This is a genomic window from Thalassotalea agarivorans (assembly GCF_030295955.1).
GTDB lineage: Bacteria > Pseudomonadota > Gammaproteobacteria > Enterobacterales > Alteromonadaceae > Thalassotalea_D > Thalassotalea_D agarivorans.
The window spans coordinates 1,958,106-1,977,759 of sequence record NZ_AP027363.1 but is presented as its reverse complement, the minus strand read 5'-3'; the positions used below and the strand labels follow the sequence as shown (position 1 = coordinate 1,977,759).

The following is a 19,654-nucleotide window of genomic DNA, read 5'->3' as shown; positions in this document are numbered from 1 at the left end:
CCATAGAATAACGCATTAACAATGAGTTAAACTAACATTAACACCTAAGTGGTAAACGTTAAGGATTTAAGTGGTTCATTTTATCGAAACCCTGGCATTGCTCAGCTGTGCAGTTGTCGTAGTTTGGCTATTTAGAAAGTTAAACCTACCAGCGATTCTTGCTTATTTAATAGCAGGCATTATCGTTGGCGAGCACGGTTTTTCTTGGGTTACAGAAAACGTTAATTATGAACACTTTGCTGAGCTAGGTATTGTTTTTCTTCTGTTTACCTTAGGTCTAGAATTCTCTTTTACACGCCTAAAGGCGATGCGGCACTTGGTGTTTGCTGTGGGAGGCCTGCAAGTGTTGGTCTCTATTCTTGCCTTTACGCTGGTGTCCTTATTATTTGATTTAAGCTTTGGCGCAAGCTTTACAGTTGCGGCTGTACTCGCGCTTTCTTCAACCGCCATCGTGATAAGACAACTTAGTGAAACTGGGGCGATGAAACGTAAATCAGGCCAGATATCTGTTGCTGTTTTACTGTTTCAAGACATCGCCGTTGTGCCGCTTCTGATCATTATTCCTATGCTTGCGACAGGTGGCGAAGGGTCGATGTTACTTGCTTTGCTTTTCGCACTTGTCAAAGGTGTGTTTGTCGTCGCGCTACTCTTTTTTATCGGTAAAAAGTTGCTACCACCTTTGTTTGATTTAGTGGCGCAAGTTAGAACGGATGAGCTCTTTGTTTTAACAACGTTACTAGTGACCTTGTTTGCCGCTGCATTAACTCAATGGTTTGGCTTGTCTATGGCGTTAGGGGCATTCTTAGCGGGGATGATGCTTGGTGAAAGTGAGTATAAGCATCAACTTGAAGCCGATATAAGACCTTATCGCGATATATTGCTCGGTTTATTTTTTATGACAATAGGCATGAAACTAGACCCCGCGATATTGGTATCTGCTCCACTGCAAACCTTAGCGCTTATAGTATCGTTTATGATGATCAAGATTGTCGTGATCAGACAACTAGCAATCAGAGCCGGAGAATCCGCTAAAGATGGTTGGGCTTCAGGCATCATGCTGGCGCAAATGGGTGAGTTTGGTTTCGTGCTTATTGCCCTCGCTAATCAAAATGACATATTGCCGCAAAACGTTGCCTCTATGCTGCTTGTTGCCGGTATTTTGAGTATGGCAATTACTCCGTATATGGTGAATAACGCAAGAAAATGGGCGCTAACGCTGAGCAATACCAAACAGATAGATACTAGTGAGTTTGAACAATTGCCGACTCAACGAAAGTTAAAAGATCACGTTATTATTTGTGGTTTTGGCCGTGTTGGGCAGACGGTCAGTCGCTTTTTAAAGCAAGAGCATATAGATTTTGTTGCGATAGATATTGATCCGTTAAGAACCTCTAAAGCGCGGCAAGCTGGTGAGAATGTATTGTTTGGCTCTTCGCGTAAAGCAGAGCTTCTAAATGCGGCACAAATCGATACAGCGCGACTTGTTGTTATTGCTTTTGGCGAAGATAAGCAATCTTCTGAGGTGATACAAAAAGTAAGAGCAATGGCGCCAGAGGTGCCTATTTTAGTGCGCACTAAAAATGATGATCAACTTGATATGTTGCAGCAGGCAGGCGCTAATGAAGTTGTGCCCGAATCATTAGAAGGAAGCCTGATGCTAGTATCGCAAGTGTTATCCTTGTCAGGCGTTCCATTCTCGAGAATTGTTAGGCGTGTACAAAAAGAGCGTAAAAACCATTACAACCATTTACATGGTTTTTTTCAGGGCGAACAAACCGATATGAGCGTCGATAGCCCCAGAAAAATTGAGTTTGCGCATGCAATTGTTCTAACCAAAGATGCTTTTGCGATAGGAAAAACCGTGGGCGAGCTTGGTTTAGCGGAGCGAAGAGTGGCATTACTCAGTATTAAGCGAGGCGAACAAGAAATCGAAGATTTGCCCAATGATTTTGTGTTGATGGAACAGGACATGGTGATTGTTCGAGGACGACCTAGACGAGTCGAACGTTTTGAAGGGTACATTAATCAAGGCGAAACCTAGTTTACTGATCTATAACTATTTTATTGCTAGTATCTTTATATAGATTTAATCAAAGTGCAGGGAAATACATGAAAAAGGCGTTATCAGTGCTGGCGATAGCCGCAACCGTGAGTAGTCATTCAGTGTCAGCCCAAGAAAGCTTGTTTATCGATCCGCTCGATGGTTTTTTTGATGCCTCTACATTTCTCGCAGAAAATGCCTATGGGTTCTTACCTGTTCCAGTAATCATTACCGATCCCGCTGTCGACGGCGGTTTAGGTATGATGGGCCTTTTTTTTCATGAAGATGAAGAAGAAAAAGAGGCTCGTTTAAAAGCGATGCAATCAATGGAAGAGAATGCAGGTATGCATTTGCTGCCACCGTCAGTGTCGATAGTAGGTGGCGCATATACAGGCAACAACTCCTATTTTACCGGGGCGGGGCATTTAGGCTTTTTTAAACAAGGCAGTATTAGATACTTTGGCTTTGCGGGCTATGGCGACATAAATATCGACTTCTTTGGTTTTGGTGATGTCGAATTACCCAAACCGATTGAGATTAATACCACTGCAGGGGCGCTGTGGCAAAATGTGAAGTTTCAAATCGCTGGCAGCCGATTTTACGCTGGCGTAGTTCAACGATTTATTTCTGCTGAGATCTCACCGGCCAACATTAGCGATCTTACCGGCGGAATTTTACCACCAGAATTTGAAGATGAACTCACTCGTCTGTTGACGATATCAACTAAAACCTCTGGTGTTGGTATCACCGCAGAATACGATACGCGTGATAACTTCTTTTCACCCAGTGCCGGTATTCGATATCAATTCAACCACCTTTGGTATGACGACACTTTTGGTTCCGATATTGAATATCAGTTGACTGAACTTTCGGGACTGCATTATTTACCGATTACCGAAAAATGGCGCAGTGGTTTTCGCGTTGAAGTAAACTACGCCAATGCAGACCAATTTTTACCTACCTACGCGACCCCGGCAATTAAACTTAGAGGTATACCTGCGCAGCGATATCAAGGTAATGCTGTGGTCAATACAGAGCTTGAAATTGTCTATAAGATTAACAATCGATTTGACGTCAATGTTTTCGGCGGTGTTGGTTATGCCGCCAATGAATGGGGCGAGTTGTCGGACGCTAAAAGTAGGGTAGCTAAAGGCGCCGGCTTTCGATATCTAATCGCCCGAAGATATGGTTTCAAAATGGGTGTAGATGTAGCCAAAGGCCCGGAAGAAAGTGTATTTTATATTCAAGCGGGCTCTGCGTGGTAAGCTCTGCCGACTTATCAGATGCTATTGCAGTGTTTGATATCGAAAATAGCCAAGATCTTGCTCAGGTATTCAATCAACTGGATGTCGCGATCGCAGAAAAACAGCTAAGCGCTTATTTACGTCAAGGGAGCAATCTGCAGGCTGTGACTTGGCTTGCCAAGTACGCGCTGTCAAAGCGTTTGCCGTCTGATGAACTCAACGAATCGATCTTATTGGCTTTACCTCAGTTAAATGATTGGCATAGCCAGCTGCATATTTTGCAGTGTTTTGAACACTTAACCTTCATTGAAGCGTTAGACGGCGCTACTCATCATTTTATTCGCCACTGCCTTTGTAGCGACAATAAGTTTGTCAGAGCATGGGCATACAGCGCGTTTTACTATTTTTCATTACAACGACAAAAGTTTAGAGACGAGGTAGGTGACTTTTTTACTTTGGCTTTAAAAGATGAGGCACCTTCAGTAAAAGCGAGAATTCGCCAATTACAAAAATTAGCTCTAGTTACAAAGACAAAAATGTCTTAATTTCACTTTCTTTATTTAACGCATCTTCATAACCTAGCTTGATCAATCGAGAACAGTAATGCTGTTCAAACAGCAGGTAACTGATCAAACTTGAATCAGAATCATTGGTTACGCCGACCGTGCGTAAAAGCAAACGCATGGTTAGAGGCAGGTCGTAATAATACTCGGCAGCGATGGCATTAAAATCATGGCTGGGATTAATCACAAAGGTATCAATTTGTTTGATGCCGGTAGCGTCCTGTTTTTCTTGAGGCACTTGTTGCAATAGCTGATTGAGTCTTTCTACCCGTTCTAAATCACTTTGTAGCGTTTCTGAAAATACCGTATCGAGTAAATGACCCGCTATTGTTGCCGTACTGGGCGGATGTGGGTTGTTCTCATTCACATGCAGAGGCTCTTTGGGTTGCTCAACACCCACAATAAAAAGCTTTTCCGCGCCTAAGTGAACAGCGGGACTCAGCGGCGATAACTGATTTATCGAGCCGTCGCCATAATGCTCTGACTTTATACGTATTGAAGGAAACAGCATTGGCAGGGCAGCCGATGCCATTAGGTGTTCAACGTTAATTTGTGCAGGTTGGCCGCGCCTTTTATGTCTGAACCAAGGCGTGATTTTTTCCTCTGATTGATAAAAGCTAATTGAGTCGCCACTTGAATAGCTTGAAGCTGTCACGGCAACAGCAGACAAGTATTGATTAATAATGTTGGTATCTATACGTTTAAAATCAATGACTTGATTAAGTAGATCACGCAGCGGTGCGTTGTTAATCAAACTGCGAGCGACTTTTGGCGCATAGTCCGCCTGAAACGAGGCAAGTACGCCACCAAACAAGTGCCCAAACGCTCGTACAGGATCAGCATGATAGATCTTGTTAGGTTTTAAGTTTTTCCAGATCCATTCGAGTTTTTTTACGCCTAAATGAAAACATGATGAATAACAAGCTAATGCGGTAGAATTTATTGCACCGGCTGACGTGCCACAGATGACCGGAAAGGGGATACCATGATTTCTTGGAACAAACGATGTGATCGCTTTTAAAACCCCCACTTGGTAAGCTGCACGCGCACCACCACCTGTTAGCACCAATCCGTGTTTGGTGTCTTTATAATTTCGTTTTGATGATTTTTTTAAGGCAGCGGACATAGCACAAAGGTACAGCAATATTTGTTATCAGTTTAAGCGTAATTACCTGATGTCGCTACCATTTTGTTCGCACTTTTGACAAGAAATGATAAGGTATGTGGTATTCATGGTCACATTAGTATTAGCGCAATATAGATGACAATTTGGAAAGAGTTATACGAGATATTTGTTAAAGAGCGTCAGCGTTGGCATGATTTGTCAGGTGACAAACAAACGCTCGCGTTCGAAATAAAAGCCAATTTAACGTTTTTAGCCGATGGTTTTGCCAATAAATCAACTGCAAAGCAACTCATCGTCGGATTAGAAGACAAAGCATTTAAACAGATGTTGTCAAAAAATGGCGACTTTAATCGCTTGCAAACGAAAAAGCTGAATATTGCGACAATCGGCCGATATGCGGAGTTTAAGAAATATGTCGGCAAGGATACTCAATACCTAATAAATAACGCTTACGCGCGGCTTATATCCCTTAAGAAGCTTAGTGCACATGGCCTACCAAATGAACAAAGCCTTAAGTTAAAATCTTTGTTTCGATTTTTAGTGTTGCTAGTGGCTCATATTGAAGGGGATAGGTTGCCCAAATAGATGGAGTTCCTTAAACGCAAGGTCTTATAGCAACGCCCATCTAGTTTTCAACAAAATTTGCGTTGCCATTGTCTTTGGGATTTAACTCCCATAATATCAAAAGGTATCTCACGTTTTTCAGGGTTAGGTTTATGGCAAGTAGAGTGCAACATGTAGACATTGCCAAAGGTATGTCGATTGCTTTTGTGGCGATGTTTCACAGTGAGCTAAAAGCATTTTTGCCAAGCTTGATCGAACCCTTGTCTTTAGTTCGCATGCCACTCTTCTTTTTTCTTTCCGGCGTGTTCTTTTCGTACGCCAAACCACCTAATGTATTTTTTAATGATAAAGGTCAGGCGCTATTAAAACCGTATTTTAGTGTGCTTCTATTTGTTTATCTTTTAGTTATGATAATAGAGCCCAATAATGAACACTGGACGCTATGGGGCATATTCTACGGCAACGGCGCCACACTTGCTTGGACGCCCATGTGGTTTCTTACGCATCTTTTTGTCGTGTTTTCTCTCGGCTATTGCTTGTTTAGGTATACGCCTTTTGCACAGTTTTCTTTGCTAGCAAAATGGTTAATCTTGTCGCTTGTTTTTATCCTTGGTGTGCTAAATATAGAAGTATTTTGGCCATATGTGGAGCGCAGTTTACAGGTAGATATGGCTTTGCCTGGCTTGCCATTTTCACTGGATATTGCCTTGATCACGCTGTGCTATTTTAGTGCTGGCGCAATGTTACGCGAACAGGTTGTAGCCTTTAAGCCCAATACCTTTTGGTTGTGCTTTTCAGTTGCCGTGTTTATCGCTATTAATTTACTGTTTGACGCAAGAATAGATTTAAACAACAGAACGTTTGAAATGCCGGTGATCGCAACCTTAGGTTCAATTGCTGGCGTATATGCATTGTTATGTGTCGCATACTATTTAGATAATGTGCAAAGCATTAAGTACTTGTTGTTAAAGCTCGGTGGGGCAAGTTTGTTTATTTTGATCTTCCACTATTGGATTGGTAAGGAAATATATCGGGTCGCGAGCGTGGGTATCAGTGACCATAACTTACTGTTTTTGATCGCAACCACTTCATTTTTACTCAGTATTCTTTTGCCAGTAGCAATAAAGTGGCTGGTTCAACGTAGCCAATTTTTATCGTATTTCTTTTTTCCAATTAAATCAGCTAAATAAATAACATTATTTCGCAAGTAGCGCTTTGGCAACTTTAGACTGGTTATGGCCAACCAGACTTTGAATGTAGCTTGAGGCAACTAGCAGCTTGTCCATATCTACGCCTGTTTCAATGCCCATGCCGTTTAGCATGTAAAGCACGTCTTCGGTTGCAACGTTACCCGACGCTCCTTTTGCGTATGGGCAACCGCCTAAACCTGCAACTGCACTGTCTACGACAGCGATTCCTTTGCGCAGCGCTACATGAATATTTGCAAGCGCTTGGCCATAGGTGTCATGAAAATGAACGGCTAACTTGTCTGCAGAAATATGAGCTAATACGGCGTCGAGCATAATTGCAGTAGAGGCTACTGTTCCTACACCTATGGTGTCACCTAATGACACTTCATAGCATCCCATATCTAGCAGGGCTTTACTGACCTTAGCCACTTTATCTGGCTCAATGTAACCTTCATAGGGGCAACCTAACACACAAGATACGTAGCCTCTTACTGGCAGGTTATGTTGCTTTGCAGCATGCATCACATCTTGAAAGCGTTCTAATGATTCATCAATCGAACAGTTAATGTTTTTTTGCGTAAAACTTTCTGAAGCCGCACCAAAAATAGCGACTTCGTCTGCCTGCGCGTCAAGCGCATTGTCGAAACCACGTTTATTTGGCGTTAAGGCAGTATAGGTAACGCCACTTTTGCGTTTAATGCCAGCTAACACTTGATCAGAGTTGGCCATTTGAGGCACCCACTTGGGGGACACAAAACTTCCCGACTCCACGGTACTAAGGCCGGTGTCTGACAACAAATCAATCAAACCGACTTTATCGTTTACCGTTAAAGCCGATTTTTCATTTTGCAGGCCGTCTCTTGGTCCTACTTCTACAATTTTTACAAACTTAGGTAAGGCCATATCCATTTACTCTTCTAATGCAAGTAGCACAGCGCCGCCATCGACCATATCACCGTCTTTGAAATAGACATTGGTGACTTTACCAGCCTTTGGTGCTTTTACCGTATGTTCCATCTTCATAGCTTCCATGACCATCAGCGGAGCGTCTTTTTCAACCGTGTCACCTTCAGCAACGAGCACTTTAACTACTGTACCGTTCATAGGTGCTGCTAGGCTCGCATCTTGCTGCTGCTCGGCCTCTACCTGGCTGCCATCATAGTATTGGAAGTGCAGGGCGCCTTCTTCAGTAAATAGCTCTAAGTCATTTCCGTCGAAAGCAAAATTCATTTGCTTGTGTTGAGTGTTGACGATTAGGTTTACTTGGTCGCCAACAACTTCACCGGTGATATCAAAAATTTCACCATTAACATCAACACTAAGGTTGCCAGCGTTGTTGGTTAATATGCACTGAATTTTCGTATCTTGAAACGTTAAACTGAGCAGTTGGCTTGCCGCTAGATTTAATCTAAAGCTATTTAAATTGTGCCAAGGAGAGTGCACATCTTCACTATTGCTGACCGTCGATTGAGCTTGCTGTGTCAGCTTATGATAGAAAATAAAGGCCGCAATGGCTACTTCATCCGACAGCGTTATGTTTTGCTTTTTAAAGATTAAATCAGCGTGCTTTTCAATAAAATTGGTATCTAAATCGGCTTCGACAAATGGCGGACATATAGCCAAGTTATAAAGAAAATCGATGTTAGTTTTAACGCCACGTACACGATATTTTTTAAGTGCTTGCGCAAGTCGACCTAGCGCAGCATCTCGATTTTGATCCCAAACTATCAGTTTCGCGATCATAGGGTCGTAGTACATGCTTATTTCATCGCCTTGTTCCACGCCTGTATCAACGCGCACATGCTCACTTTCTTCAGGTGCTAACAAATAGCTTAATGTACCTGTAGAAGGCAGAAAGTTGTTTTCAGCATCTTCCGCGTAAATACGAGCTTCAAAGGCATGACCTTTTATGGTTAGTTGTTCTTGTTGCATTGGCAGTGGCTGGCCATTGGCGACTAACAATTGCCATTGCACAAGATCTTGCCCAGTGATTAACTCTGTTACGGGGTGTTCCACCTGAAGGCGGGTATTCATTTCCATAAAGTAGAAGCTGTCGTCTTTGTCTAACAAAAATTCGACCGTACCTGCGCCTACATATCCAATGGTGCGAGCACAGGCAACGGCAGCTTCACCCATTTTTTGGCGCAATGACAAACTCATGTTTGGAGCAGGCGCTTCTTCGATTACTTTTTGATGACGGCGTTGTAGAGAGCAGTCGCGCTCAAACAAGTAAACGGCATTACCTAGGGTGTCACAAAACACTTGGATCTCAACATGTCTTGGTTGCGTGAGGTATTTCTCAATCAACATCGCATCGTCACCAAATGCTGCTTTAGATTCTCGTTTTGCTGCATCTAATGCATCTTGAAATTCGCTTTCTTGGTTAACAACGCGCATACCTTTGCCGCCACCACCAGCAACTGCTTTAAGCAGTACAGGGTAGCCGATATCACTTGCCTCATTTTTGAGTCTACTCGGTCCTTGATTTAAGCCATGATAGCCAGGCACTAGCGGCACGTTTGCCTGTTCCATTGCTTGCTTCGCCGCGGATTTAGAGCCCATTGTTTCAATCGCTTTCACGTTGGGGCCAATAAATACAACGCCAGCTTTTTCACATGCTCGGCAAAAGTCAGCATTTTCAGAAAGAAACCCATAACCAGGATGAATGGCTTCTGCGCCTGTTTTTTGTGCCGCTGCAATGATTTTATCGCCTAATAAATAGCTCTTTGTTGCAGGGCTTTCGCCAATGTGTATCGCCTCATCTGCTAGTTTAACGTGCAGAGCATTGGCATCAGCATCTGAATAGACAGCGACGGTTTGAATGCCCATTTTTCTTGCTGTCTTTATTACGCGACAGGCTATTTCACCGCGGTTTGCAATCAGTATTTTTTTAAACACGGCTAGTCCTCTTTATGTTCTTTTTGCCAGTTAGCAGGGCGTCTTTCAAAAAACGCAGTAAGGCCTTCTTGACCTTGCTTCGATACCCTGATGCTCGCGATTTGTTCGCTTGTTGCTAATGCTTTATCGTCGTCTACCGTGCCATCTACATTAAAGATAAGTGCTTTTGCAGCTTTAACGGCCTCTGGTCCATTGGCCAGTAACGTATCTATTAGCTCAAAGGCTCTTTGCTCTAGCACTTCAGCATCTAACAACTCACTTACTAAGCCTAACGATAATGCTTGTTGCGCTGATATCACTTCCGCTGTTTGGAAGTATCGTCTGCTTGCTCGTTGACCAATAGCATCGATAACATAAGGTGAAATTGTGGCAGGAATCAGGCCGATTTTTACTTCACTTAAACAGAATTTGGCTTTTTCTGTTGCCAATACGATATCGCAACAACTAACGATGCCTACACCGCCACCAAAAGCTGCTCCATTAACCAGTGCAATAGTGGTTTGTGGTAAATAGTTAAGCAGGTGTAACATTTTGGCTAACGCAGCAGCGTCAGCGAGATTTTGTTCATAACTATACTGTGCCATGCGCTTCATCCAGTTGAGATCAGCGCCAGCGGAAAAACTTTTACCATCGGCCTTAATTACAACCACGCGAAGACTTTCATCCGCTTTAATGTTAGTCAATAAATCGGTGAAATCGGCGATAAACTGATCGTCGAAGGCATTATGCTTTTCAGGGTTTGTGAGTCTTATTTCGGCTACATCGCCTTGCTTTTTAAAGGTTATTTTATTTTCCATGATGCGCCCTACATACGAAATACGCCGAATTTCGTGTCTTTAATTTCTGCATTTAATGACGCAGAAATAGCTAGACCCAATACTTGTCTGGTATCAGCAGGGTCAATTACGCCATCATCCCAAAGCCTTGCTGATGCGTAGTATGGGTGGCCTTGTTTTTCATAGGTATCTACGATTGGAGATTTAAATGTCGCTTCTTCTTCTTCGCTCCACTGCTCGCCTTTCTTTTCTAATTGGTCGCGTTTAACTTGAGCAAGAACACCAGCAGCTTGTTCGCCGCCCATCACTGAAATACGTGCGTTTGGCCACATGAATAGGAATCTTGGATCGTATGCTCGACCGCACATGCCATAGTTACCCGCGCCAAAGCTACCGCCAATAAGTACAGTAAATTTAGGTACGTTGGCGCATGCAACCGCCGTAACCATTTTCGCGCCATGTTTTGCTATGCCGCCGGCTTCATACTGTTTGCCCACCATAAAGCCCGTAATGTTTTGTAAAAACACCAATGGGATTTTTCGCTGCGCACATAACTCGACAAAATGAGCGCCTTTTTGGGCGGATTCACCAAACAAAATACCATTATTGGCGACAATACCTACTGGGTAGCCGAAGATGTGTGCAAAGCCACACACTAATGTTGTGCCATATAGCGCTTTAAATTCATCAAATTCACTGCCATCGACGATACGTGCGATAACTTCTCTCACATCGTATTGCTGACGACTATCTTTTGGAATGATGCCGTATATCTCTTTACTGTCGTACGCTGGTGGTAAGACAGGCTTGATCGCCATATCGATAGACTTGCGTCGATTAAGATGCTTGACGATTTGCTTCGCAATGCCAAGCGCATGTTCGTCATTATTGGCATAGTGGTCAGATACGCCAGAGGTTTTACAATGTACATCCGCGCCACCTAAATCTTCAGCAGAAACGACTTCTCCGGTTGCGGCTTTAACAAGCGGTGGGCCCGCTAGAAATATTGTCCCTTGCTCTTTTACGATAACAGACTCATCTGCCATAGCTGGAACGTAAGCGCCGCCTGCAGTACATGAACCCATGACAACCGCAATTTGTGGAATATTCTGTGCAGACATAGTTGCCTGATTGTAGAAAATACGGCCGAAGTGTTCGCGATCTGGGAACACATCATCTTGATTAGGTAAGTTGGCACCACCTGAATCTACAAGGTAAATACATGGTAGGTTGTTTTCTAATGCGATAGCTTGAGCGCGTAAATGCTTTTTAACCGTTAATGGATAATAGGTGCCACCTTTTACTGTTGCGTCGTTTGCCACTATCACGCATTCCTGACCGGCGACGCGGCCTATACCGGTGATAATACCTGCAGCAGGCACATTATCAGCGTAAACTTCATAAGCCGCTAATTGTGAAAACTCCAGAAAGGCGCTACCAGGGTCGAGCAGGGCATTAACACGATCTCTTGGTAATAATTTACCTCGGCTTTGGTGTCGTTCACGACTTTTTTCATTACCACCTTTTGCTATTTCAGCAACAAGTGCTGATAAGTCATCAACTTGTTGTTGCATATGCTGAGCATTTTCCAAAAATGCTTCAGATTTAGCATTAATTTTAGATACTAATTTAGTCACGTTAGCCTTCTTATTTTGATTCGTTAAACAGTTCTCTACCAATCAACATACGTCTAATTTCAGACGTACCTGCACCGATTTCATATAGTTTTGCGTCACGCAGTAAGCGCCCTGTAGGAAATTCATTGATGTAGCCGTTACCGCCAAGTAATTGGATTGCATCTAATGCCATTTTTGTTGCAAGTTCGGCAGAGTAGAGAATAACAGCGGCAGCATCTTTACGCGTGGTTTCGCCTCGATCACATGCTTGTGCAACCGCGTAAACATAGGCTTTTGCCGCATTCATTTGTGTATACATATCAGCAACCTTGCCTTGTACAAGTTGGAATTGGCCGATACTTTTACCAAATTGCTGACGGTCATGAATATAAGGCACAACTACGTCCATACAGGCATCCATTATGCCCAACGGGCCGCCTGACAATACAACGCGCTCGTAGTCTAACCCAGACATCAAAACTTTAACGCCTTTGCCTTCTTCACCAAGAATATTTTCAGCCGGAACTTCACAGTCTTCAAAGACTAGCTCACAGGTATTTGAGCCACGCATGCCTAGTTTGTCTAGTTTTTGATGACGTGAAAAGCCAGGGTAGTCGCGCTCAACGATAAAAGCCGTAATCCCCTTTGAACCTGCATTTACATCAGTTTTTGCGTAAATAATGTAAACATGTGCATCTGGACCATTAGTAATCCACATTTTGTTACCGTTAAGAATGTACTTGTCGCCTTTTTTCTCGGCTTTTAGTTTCATGCTAACTACATCGGAACCAGCATTTGGCTCTGACATGGCTAAAGCGCCAATATGCTCACCACTACATAGTTTCGGCAAGTATTTAAGTTTTTGCTCGTGGCTACCGTTTTTGCTTAACTGATTTAAGCACAAGTTTGACATGGCACCATAGCTCAAACCGACCGATGCTGACGCACGACTAATTTCTTGCATCGCAACAACGTGTTCTAGATAACCTAGATCTGAACCACCATATTGTTCTTCAACTGTCATACCCAATAAGCCCATGTCGCCGAACTTACGCCATAAATCCATTGGAAATTCGTTGTCTATATCAATTTGTTCTGCGCGTGGTGCAATTTCGTCACGAGCGAAGGCATTTACCTGATCGCGGATCATGTCGACGGTTTCGCCTAAATTGAAGTTCAATGAAGAGAATGAAGAAATCATATGGGTTCCTAATAGCTTTACTTATGCTTGTTGTATATTTGATAACGTTTCTTTGCAGCTTTGTTCGAAATTGGATAAGTCTTCCAAACTTTCGTTAATGTCTGCGAGTTTTTGTTGTAAATCTGCTTTCTTATCAGCAATAAGGCTCAAGATACTTTCCAATTGCATCGCACTGGTTTTGTCTGAATCATACAACGCGAACAATCTGCCTGTTTCTGCCAATGAAAAGCCCAGTCGTTTACCGCGTAAAATAAGCTTTAATCTAACGCGGTCGCCTTGGCTGTAGATACGTGTTTGTCCTTTACGTGTTGGGCTTAGCAGGCCTTGATCTTCGTAAAAACGAATACTACGCGTGGTTACATCAAACTCTTTGGCAAGTTCACTGATGGAGTATGACTGTTGAGATGTGTCTTGAGTCATTTACGTTAACAAGTTATGAATGATGCACAACAATCTACATGAAGTTTACGTAAACGTAAAGCAAGCATGTGATTGGGATGTAATTTATTCCTTACATCCCAATGTAATGTGGAGGTGGTAAACGGAAGTAAGCCTATTTATCGTGTTTTATTGCACTGATGACGGCGTGAATATCTTGTTCTGTGTTATAGATGTGTGGTGATATTCTTATGCCATGGCTGCGACAATCAGCGGCGATAGTGTGTTTACGCAGGTTGTCGAGCATAGCGGTGTTGTCGCTAAAGTTTAAGATGACAGTACCACTGCGCTTCTCTTCTTGTTTTGGTGAAACCACGGCGTCAGGTAAAGCATCAATGAGCTGATTTTGAAGCATACGATTATGGGCCAATAACTCACCAGGCTTCAAAGAGGCGAAATAGTTGATTGCGTGAGCAGCAAGTGCAAATGGGGCAATAGAAGGAGTACCTCCCCAAAACTTTAAGGCAGATTCATGGTAGTTAAAGGCATGAATATCAAACTCAAATGGGTTGCTATGCGAGAACCAACCGACATCCTTTGGCTGGCATTGATCAAGGATATCTTCATTTACCCACAAATATGCAGCACCTGGGCCAGAGCACAACCATTTAACGCTGGAGCCAGTTAAAAAACTAGGTGAAAGTTGAGTGAGATCTAGTGGCAGTATGCCGGCCGATTGCGCAACGTCGACAATAGAAAAAATGTCCAGTTTTCTGGCGTTATCTACGATTGACTGCAGCGGCGCGGACTGACCGGTATTGGAATAAACGTGACTTACAAACACGGCATCGATATCGCTTGTTAGATAGGATGCCCAGACATCTGTATTTGTAATATCCAATTCGCGCGGAATATAGACAATTTCGCTATTGCTTGGCAGTGATTTTTGCAAGGCAAAACCCATCGAAGGGAAGTCTTGCTCCGACATCAATATTTTGCACCCCTGTGTAAATCTGGGATGAGACATCATGATTTTAGTCAAAGCGCTTGAAAGGTTTACCTGAGGACAAAACAACTTGGCATCTGTGTTAAACAAATTGGCCAAAGCGTCTGTAAACGCATCAATATTACTAAGCCAATCTTGCCAAGGCTCGCTATCACCTTGTTGCCACGGCGACAGAAAGCTCTGTTTGAACGCTTGCTCCGCTGTTTTTAATGGTCTGCCAACAGAGTGGTTTAAAAGGTAAGTGCCATCAGGCAGACAAAAGTCTTTCGCTTTCATTTAACTCTCCAACAACGCTTTTAATGAATGGATATCTTGAAAGCGCGTTCTAATGTCATCTCTGTCCGCTGCGCATCGGCGATCTCTTAATTTTTCGAGCGAATTAAGTAAAACGGATAGTGGGGGACCACTAGCGGTTACTTTTTCTAAATGTTGACTTTCCATGACTTCAGCAGGCTTTTCGATGTATTTGTTGACCAGTTGATTGTGATGCTGAATGGCTGTTTCTCCGTGTGCTTCACACACAGATAGGAACATTGACAAATGTTGCTGAAACCAAGGCTGGTTAGCGTGTTTTGCTTGCGCTAGAAACTCATCCATAAGACTGGTTCTGCGCATACAATCTCGCAGTATTTGTTGATCTTCTGGCATCATGTAAAGAAACTTATCGACCAGCATTTGAGAGTAGCTTTGTTCATTGGCAAAACATAAACCAAGTAGCATATCGACTACATTGATACCGGCAAAATCCCCGGCATTTGCACCGCGGTATACTTGAGAGCCGACGCGATAAGGTTTGTAGTATGGTCGCACGGCATAGAAGAATTCATCGTCATCTAATGTATCAAACAAGGTTTGATTGGAAGACAACACGTCTTCTAATGCAACTTTCGCACATTGCAGTAAATCAAGGCTTATTGGGTGTGAAATGCCCAAAGGAAGAATTTTTAGCAGCGCGTCCGCAGCTCGTTTGAAACCTAGAATGCCTTTGGTGTTGTAATCAATAAACACCTTTTCATCGATTAAATCAGTAAACCGTTTGTATTTGCCATCTACCGCTTTGTTGTGTGTGCAGAGATGAGCTGTAGCAAATCTTGGCGTCACGCCAATAGAGCTGCCTATATGCATAGCTAAAGTAGATGCTTCAACAAGAGGAGAGGTGCGCTCTCTTGATGGTTCTGTAATTTCGTGGCGACGACAAGCAGCCATAAAAAGCCCAACGTTACCTAACAGGTCAAACGCTGCGTCAAAGCCCTCATCTGTATTTCCTTCAGAGACAAGTTTTGCAATAAGGGCGTTACCTTCTTGCTCTAAAGTCTGCTTAAGGTTGTCACCAATACCTACGACATTTGCTCGGTCATTTTGTTGTTTATATAACAACTCTAATTCAGTGTTTAGTTCAACAAACCTAGTGCGGATCCATTGATCAAAGGCCAATGTGTTTTCAGTCATAGTGTGTAGATGCCAGTAGATTTTTAGTTAATTATAACAAGGTGAGATCGGCTATTTTCACTATTAAGTTGGATTTTTTAACGCTTTGTTGGTTTAATTCACTACATAAATCTATTTATTTGGTGGAAATAACTCAATGGATGCTAAGGATAAAGAAATTCTGCATATCTTGCAGCAATATGGACGCATATCGCTTTCAGAGCTAGCCAATCGTGTGAATTTGTCAGACACCCCCTGTGTAAGACGGGTTAAAAAGCTTGAACAAGAGGGCATTATTGCCAGCTATAATGCGGTACTCAATGATAAAAAAATTGGCTTAAACGTATTGGTATATGCCTTTGTTAAGTTAAAAGCGAATACTGAAGATTTCGGCCAGCAGTTTGAACAAGCGATGTTTGAACTCGATAATATTATTGAGTGTTGCACGATTTCTGGTAGTCACGATTACTTGCTGAAAATTGTTGCCGCATCCCTTGAAGACTATGAACTGTTTGTTAAAAAATCGCTAGGTAACGTCAATACCATAGCTGCAATAGAATCAACTGTTGTGCTAAAACAAACCTTCTCGAAAAATACCTTACCACTCAAATAAATCCGCATATTCTCTAAATTCCAAATATTGTTGTAATGAAATCCTTACAAATGCGGATCTAAAGTAGCACAGTTAAGCCTATCAATATTTGCTAAGGTCATTGATTTTATTGGCCTATCTAAGGTTGTGGTTGAAAAAGCACCAGCTTAGTTGGCTCTAAGTTCTGATGTTTACGTTTACGTTGGCGTAAAGGTAAATTTGAGTTAATCTAAAATCAAGATGACAGGAAGGTAAATAGTATGTCTTTACAAGATCCAATCGTAATTGTTGCAGCAAACCGAACACCAATGGGTGGTTTTCAAGGGGCCTTATCGGCTGTAACTGCTACAGAATTAGGTAGCGTTGCTATAGAAAGCGCTGTGAAATCAGCGGGTTTAAGCAATGATGCAGTTGACGAAGTGATTATGGGCTGTGTACTGCCTGCAGGGCTGAAACAAGCTCCGGCTCGTCAAGCCGCATTAGGTGCTAACTTAGCATTAAGCACTGTTTGTACGACAATAAATAAAGTGTGTGGCTCAGGTATGAAATCTGCAATGATGGCTCATGATGCGCTTTTAGCGGGTTCGATTGACGTTGCCGTTGCAGGTGGTATGGAAAGCATGTCAAATGCACCTTATATGTTACCAAATGCTCGTAGTGGTATGCGTATGGGACATGGCAAAGTGTTTGACCACATGATGATGGATGGTCTTGAAAATGCATATGATGGCCTTGCTATGGGCTGTTTTGCTCAAGGTACTGCAGATGATGCACATTTTACGCGTGAACAAATGGATGAGTTTGCATTGCGTTCATTATCAAGAGCGCAAAGCGCAATCGAATCAGGTGCGTTTAAAAATGAAGTAGCACCAGTTACTGTTAAAACCAGAAAAGGTGACGTGGTTGTTGATACTGATGAGCAACCAGGAAACGCGCGTCCAGAAAAAATACCATCGCTTAGAGCCGCTTTTAAAAAAGACGGTACCATTACGGCAGCTAACTCTAGTTCAATATCAGACGGTGCAGCAGCACTTGTCATGATGAAGGCATCAAAAGCGCAAAGTTTAGGTTTAACGCCTCTTTGTAAAGTTGTTGCTCATGCAACGCATGCTCAAAAGCCAGAAGATTTCACTGTAGCTCCTGTTGGCGCATTAACAAAATTGTTTGAGAAATCTGGTTGGAGTAAGGACGACGTTGATTTGTATGAAATTAACGAAGCGTTTGCCATGGTAACCATGCTGGCGATGAAAGAACTAGACCTTGATGCAAGCAAAGTAAACATCAATGGTGGTGCTTGTGCACTTGGTCACCCAATTGGCGCGAGTGGCGCTAGAATTATAGTAACGCTTATTCATGCTCTTAAAAATAAAGGGCTAACGAAAGGCGTTGCTTCTCTGTGTATAGGTGGCGGTGAAGCAACCGCAATCGCATTAGAAGTTTAATCTTCTAAATTACACAGGGTTAAAACTATCAAGGAGGACGCGAAAGCGTCCTTTTTAAAATTATTAGATTATTACAACAGTAGAGAAACCCAATGAAAAAAGTACCTTTATTTATTGATGGTGAGTTTATTCAATCAACATCCAATGAATGGATCGACGTAACCAATCCAGCAACGCAAGAAGTTATAGCACAAGTACCTTGTGCCACTGATGCGGAAATGGCTGCCGCAATTGCCAGTGCTGAAAAGGCGTTTGCTACGTGGAAAGAAGTTGCTGTTCCAGAGCGTGCACGTGTAATGATGCGTTATGGTGCTCTTTTGAAAGAACATCAAGAAGAATTAGCAGGCATTATTTGCGAAGAATTAGGTAAAACACACGAAGACGCTATGGGTGACGTATGGCGTGGTATCGAAGTGGTAGAACATGCTGCTAATATTCCTTCAATGTTAATGGGCGAAACTGTTGAAAATGTTGCACGCAACATAGACACCTATAGCTACACTCAGCCACTTGGCGTTTGTGCAGGTATTACACCATTTAATTTCCCAGCGATGATCCCATTGTGGATGTTCCCGCTCGCGATTGCTTGTGGTAATACCTTTATTTTGAAGCCGTCAGAGCAAGATCCATTAACGCCTATGCGATTAGTTGAATTGTTTGAACAAGCAGGCGCGCCAAAAGGTGTTCTGCAAGTAGTGCATGGCACCAAGCCACAAGTAGATGAACTACTTGAAAATCCAGTGATTAAGGCGATTTCATTTGTCGGTTCAGTGGGTGTTGGTCAGTATATCTACAAAAAAGGCACAGATAACATGAAGCGTGTTCAAGCGTTTTTAGGTGCTAAAAATCACATGGTTGTAATGCCAGACGCTAACAAAGATGCGGTTATCAACAATATTGTTGGCGCGTCAGTGGGTGCTGCCGGTCAGCGTTGTATGGCAATTTCTGTTGGTGTTTTTGTAGGTGAAGCACAACAATGGATTCCTGAAATTAAAGAAAAACTAGCAGCGGTACGCCCAGGGCACTACAGTGATCCAGAGGCGGCTTACGGTCCACAAATTACGCCACAAGCAAAAGCGCGTATTTTATCGCTGATTGAAACAGGTAAAAATGAAGACGCTAACTGCGTATTGGACGGTTCAGATATCGAGGTGGAAGGTTACCCGAATGGAAACTGGGTTGGCCCAACCATGTTTACTGATGTTAAAGCGGACATGGACATCTACAAAGAAGAAATCTTTGGTCCAGTATTTTTAACCATGAACGTAGATAGCTTGGATGAAGCTATCGAACTAATTAACAATAACCCTTACGGCAACGGTACCTCAATTTTTACTAATTCAGGTGGTGCGGCGCGCAAGTATCAACATAACATCCTAGTAGGGCAAGTTGGTATCAATATTCCTATTCCAGTGCCATTACCTTTCTTCTCATTTACTGGTTGGAGAGGATCATTTGCGGGTGACCAACATGCATATGGTAAACAAGCCGTTAAGTTCTACACAGAAACCAAAACAATAACGGCGCGCTGGTTTGACAACGATATTCCAGCTAGTGGTCCTAACATGAGTATTAACTTGAGATAAGTG

The 19,654-nt window shown here is 42.8% G+C and carries 17 protein-coding genes; 8 read left to right on the top strand and 9 right to left on the bottom strand.

Features of this window, described 5'->3' with window-relative positions; translation table 11 throughout:
• Positions 1–70 precede the first annotated feature (70 nt).
• The 3 genes from QUD85_RS09205 (at position 71) to QUD85_RS09195 (ending at position 3,830) form a co-directional block, all read left to right on the top strand.
• Positions 71–2,041, top strand: coding sequence for a monovalent cation:proton antiporter-2 (CPA2) family protein (locus QUD85_RS09205; protein WP_093331156.1), 1,971 nt, complete (start codon positions 71–73; stop codon positions 2,039–2,041).
• A gap of 68 nt (positions 2,042–2,109) precedes the next feature.
• Complete coding sequence (locus tag QUD85_RS09200) at positions 2,110–3,306, top strand: BamA/TamA family outer membrane protein (RefSeq protein WP_093331153.1); 1,197 nt, start codon at positions 2,110–2,112, stop codon at positions 3,304–3,306.
• Positions 3,300–3,830: a hypothetical protein gene (locus tag QUD85_RS09195; protein WP_093331151.1), complete on the top strand. Its 531-nt coding sequence runs from the start codon at positions 3,300–3,302 to the stop codon at positions 3,828–3,830. Before QUD85_RS09200 ends, QUD85_RS09195 begins: the two co-directional genes overlap by 7 nt.
• Here the strand turns inward: QUD85_RS09195 and QUD85_RS09190 are convergent.
• Entirely contained in the window at positions 3,808–4,974 is a 1,167-nt protein-coding gene (locus tag QUD85_RS09190) for a patatin-like phospholipase family protein (protein WP_093331149.1), read from the bottom strand. The two genes, QUD85_RS09195 and QUD85_RS09190, sit on opposite strands and share 23 nt — an antisense overlap.
• A gap of 135 nt (positions 4,975–5,109) precedes the next feature.
• Between QUD85_RS09190 and QUD85_RS09185 the strand changes: the two genes are divergently transcribed.
• The gene (locus QUD85_RS09185) at positions 5,110–5,559 is read left to right on the top strand and encodes a hypothetical protein (protein WP_286218538.1); all 450 of its coding nucleotides are present in this window, start codon (positions 5,110–5,112) and stop codon (positions 5,557–5,559) included.
• 131 nt (positions 5,560–5,690) lie between these two features.
• Entirely contained in the window at positions 5,691–6,728 is a 1,038-nt protein-coding gene (locus QUD85_RS09180) for an acyltransferase family protein (RefSeq protein ID WP_093332311.1), read from the top strand.
• Positions 6,729–6,734: 6 nt separating this feature from the next.
• Here the strand turns inward: QUD85_RS09180 and QUD85_RS09175 are convergent, their stop codons facing one another.
• The 8 genes from QUD85_RS09175 to QUD85_RS09140 all read right to left on the bottom strand — a co-directional run bounded on the left by QUD85_RS09175 (position 6,735) and on the right by QUD85_RS09140 (position 16,052).
• On the bottom strand, positions 6,735–7,637 hold the full coding sequence (locus QUD85_RS09175) for a hydroxymethylglutaryl-CoA lyase (RefSeq protein ID WP_281241778.1): 903 nt from the start codon (positions 7,635–7,637) through the stop codon (positions 6,735–6,737).
• Positions 7,638–9,626, bottom strand: a complete 1,989-nt coding sequence (locus QUD85_RS09170) for an acetyl-CoA carboxylase biotin carboxylase subunit (protein ID WP_093332310.1) — start codon at positions 9,624–9,626, stop codon at positions 7,638–7,640.
• Positions 9,627–9,628: 2 nt separating this feature from the next.
• Positions 9,629–10,423 carry an enoyl-CoA hydratase/isomerase family protein gene (locus tag QUD85_RS09165; RefSeq protein WP_093332309.1) on the bottom strand — a complete coding sequence of 265 codons (795 nt, stop codon included), beginning with the start codon at positions 10,421–10,423 and terminating at the stop codon, positions 9,629–9,631.
• Positions 10,424–10,431: 8 nt separating this feature from the next.
• A complete protein-coding gene (locus QUD85_RS09160; RefSeq protein WP_093332308.1) occupies positions 10,432–12,039 on the bottom strand; it encodes a carboxyl transferase domain-containing protein in 1,608 nt (535 codons plus the stop codon).
• A gap of 10 nt (positions 12,040–12,049) precedes the next feature.
• The gene (locus QUD85_RS09155; protein ID WP_093332307.1) at positions 12,050–13,219 is read right to left on the bottom strand and encodes an isovaleryl-CoA dehydrogenase; all 1,170 of its coding nucleotides are present in this window, start codon (positions 13,217–13,219) and stop codon (positions 12,050–12,052) included.
• A 21-nt stretch (positions 13,220–13,240) separates the two neighbouring features.
• Positions 13,241–13,639, bottom strand: a complete 399-nt coding sequence (locus QUD85_RS09150) for a MerR family transcriptional regulator (RefSeq protein WP_093332306.1) — start codon at positions 13,637–13,639, stop codon at positions 13,241–13,243.
• Positions 13,640–13,772: 133 nt separating this feature from the next.
• Complete coding sequence (locus QUD85_RS09145; protein ID WP_093332305.1) at positions 13,773–14,879, bottom strand: aminotransferase class V-fold PLP-dependent enzyme; 1,107 nt, start codon at positions 14,877–14,879, stop codon at positions 13,773–13,775.
• Positions 14,880–16,052, bottom strand: coding sequence for a PrnB family protein (locus tag QUD85_RS09140; RefSeq protein ID WP_093332304.1), 1,173 nt, complete (start codon positions 16,050–16,052; stop codon positions 14,880–14,882).
• Between the two features lie 136 nt (positions 16,053–16,188).
• Between QUD85_RS09140 and QUD85_RS09135 the strand changes: the two genes are divergently transcribed.
• The 3 genes from QUD85_RS09135 (at position 16,189) to QUD85_RS09125 (ending at position 19,651) form a co-directional block, all read left to right on the top strand.
• A complete protein-coding gene (locus QUD85_RS09135; RefSeq protein WP_093332303.1) occupies positions 16,189–16,644 on the top strand; it encodes an Lrp/AsnC family transcriptional regulator in 456 nt (151 codons plus the stop codon).
• Positions 16,645–16,883: 239 nt separating this feature from the next.
• The gene (locus tag QUD85_RS09130) at positions 16,884–18,065 is read left to right on the top strand and encodes an acetyl-CoA C-acyltransferase (protein ID WP_093332300.1); all 1,182 of its coding nucleotides are present in this window, start codon (positions 16,884–16,886) and stop codon (positions 18,063–18,065) included.
• 92 nt (positions 18,066–18,157) lie between these two features.
• Positions 18,158–19,651 (top strand): CoA-acylating methylmalonate-semialdehyde dehydrogenase, encoded by a 1,494-nt coding sequence (locus tag QUD85_RS09125; protein WP_093332298.1) that lies wholly within the window; start codon positions 18,158–18,160, stop codon positions 19,649–19,651.
• Positions 19,652–19,654: the final 3 nt, after the last annotated feature.

Bases quoted from the DNA above. Each gene is read 5' to 3' on its own strand.
- QUD85_RS09200 (WP_093331153.1), top strand. From the start codon at position 2,110: ATGAAAAAGGCGTTATCAGTGCTGGCGATAGCCGCAACCGTGAGTAGT.
- QUD85_RS09190 (WP_093331149.1), bottom strand. From the start codon at position 4,974: ATGTCCGCTGCCTTAAAAAAATCATCAAAACGAAATTATAAAGACACC.
- QUD85_RS09185 (WP_286218538.1), top strand. From the start codon at position 5,110: ATGACAATTTGGAAAGAGTTATACGAGATATTTGTTAAAGAGCGTCAG.
- QUD85_RS09180 (WP_093332311.1), top strand. From the start codon at position 5,691: ATGGCAAGTAGAGTGCAACATGTAGACATTGCCAAAGGTATGTCGATT.
- QUD85_RS09175 (WP_281241778.1), bottom strand. From the start codon at position 7,637: ATGGATATGGCCTTACCTAAGTTTGTAAAAATTGTAGAAGTAGGACCA.
- QUD85_RS09165 (WP_093332309.1), bottom strand. From the start codon at position 10,423: ATGGAAAATAAAATAACCTTTAAAAAGCAAGGCGATGTAGCCGAAATA.
- QUD85_RS09155 (WP_093332307.1), bottom strand. From the start codon at position 13,219: ATGATTTCTTCATTCTCTTCATTGAACTTCAATTTAGGCGAAACCGTC.
- QUD85_RS09150 (WP_093332306.1), bottom strand. From the start codon at position 13,639: ATGACTCAAGACACATCTCAACAGTCATACTCCATCAGTGAACTTGCC.
- QUD85_RS09145 (WP_093332305.1), bottom strand. From the start codon at position 14,879: ATGAAAGCGAAAGACTTTTGTCTGCCTGATGGCACTTACCTTTTAAAC.
- QUD85_RS09140 (WP_093332304.1), bottom strand. From the start codon at position 16,052: ATGACTGAAAACACATTGGCCTTTGATCAATGGATCCGCACTAGGTTT.
- QUD85_RS09135 (WP_093332303.1), top strand. From the start codon at position 16,189: ATGGATGCTAAGGATAAAGAAATTCTGCATATCTTGCAGCAATATGGA.
- QUD85_RS09130 (WP_093332300.1), top strand. From the start codon at position 16,884: ATGTCTTTACAAGATCCAATCGTAATTGTTGCAGCAAACCGAACACCA.
- QUD85_RS09125 (WP_093332298.1), top strand. From the start codon at position 18,158: ATGAAAAAAGTACCTTTATTTATTGATGGTGAGTTTATTCAATCAACA.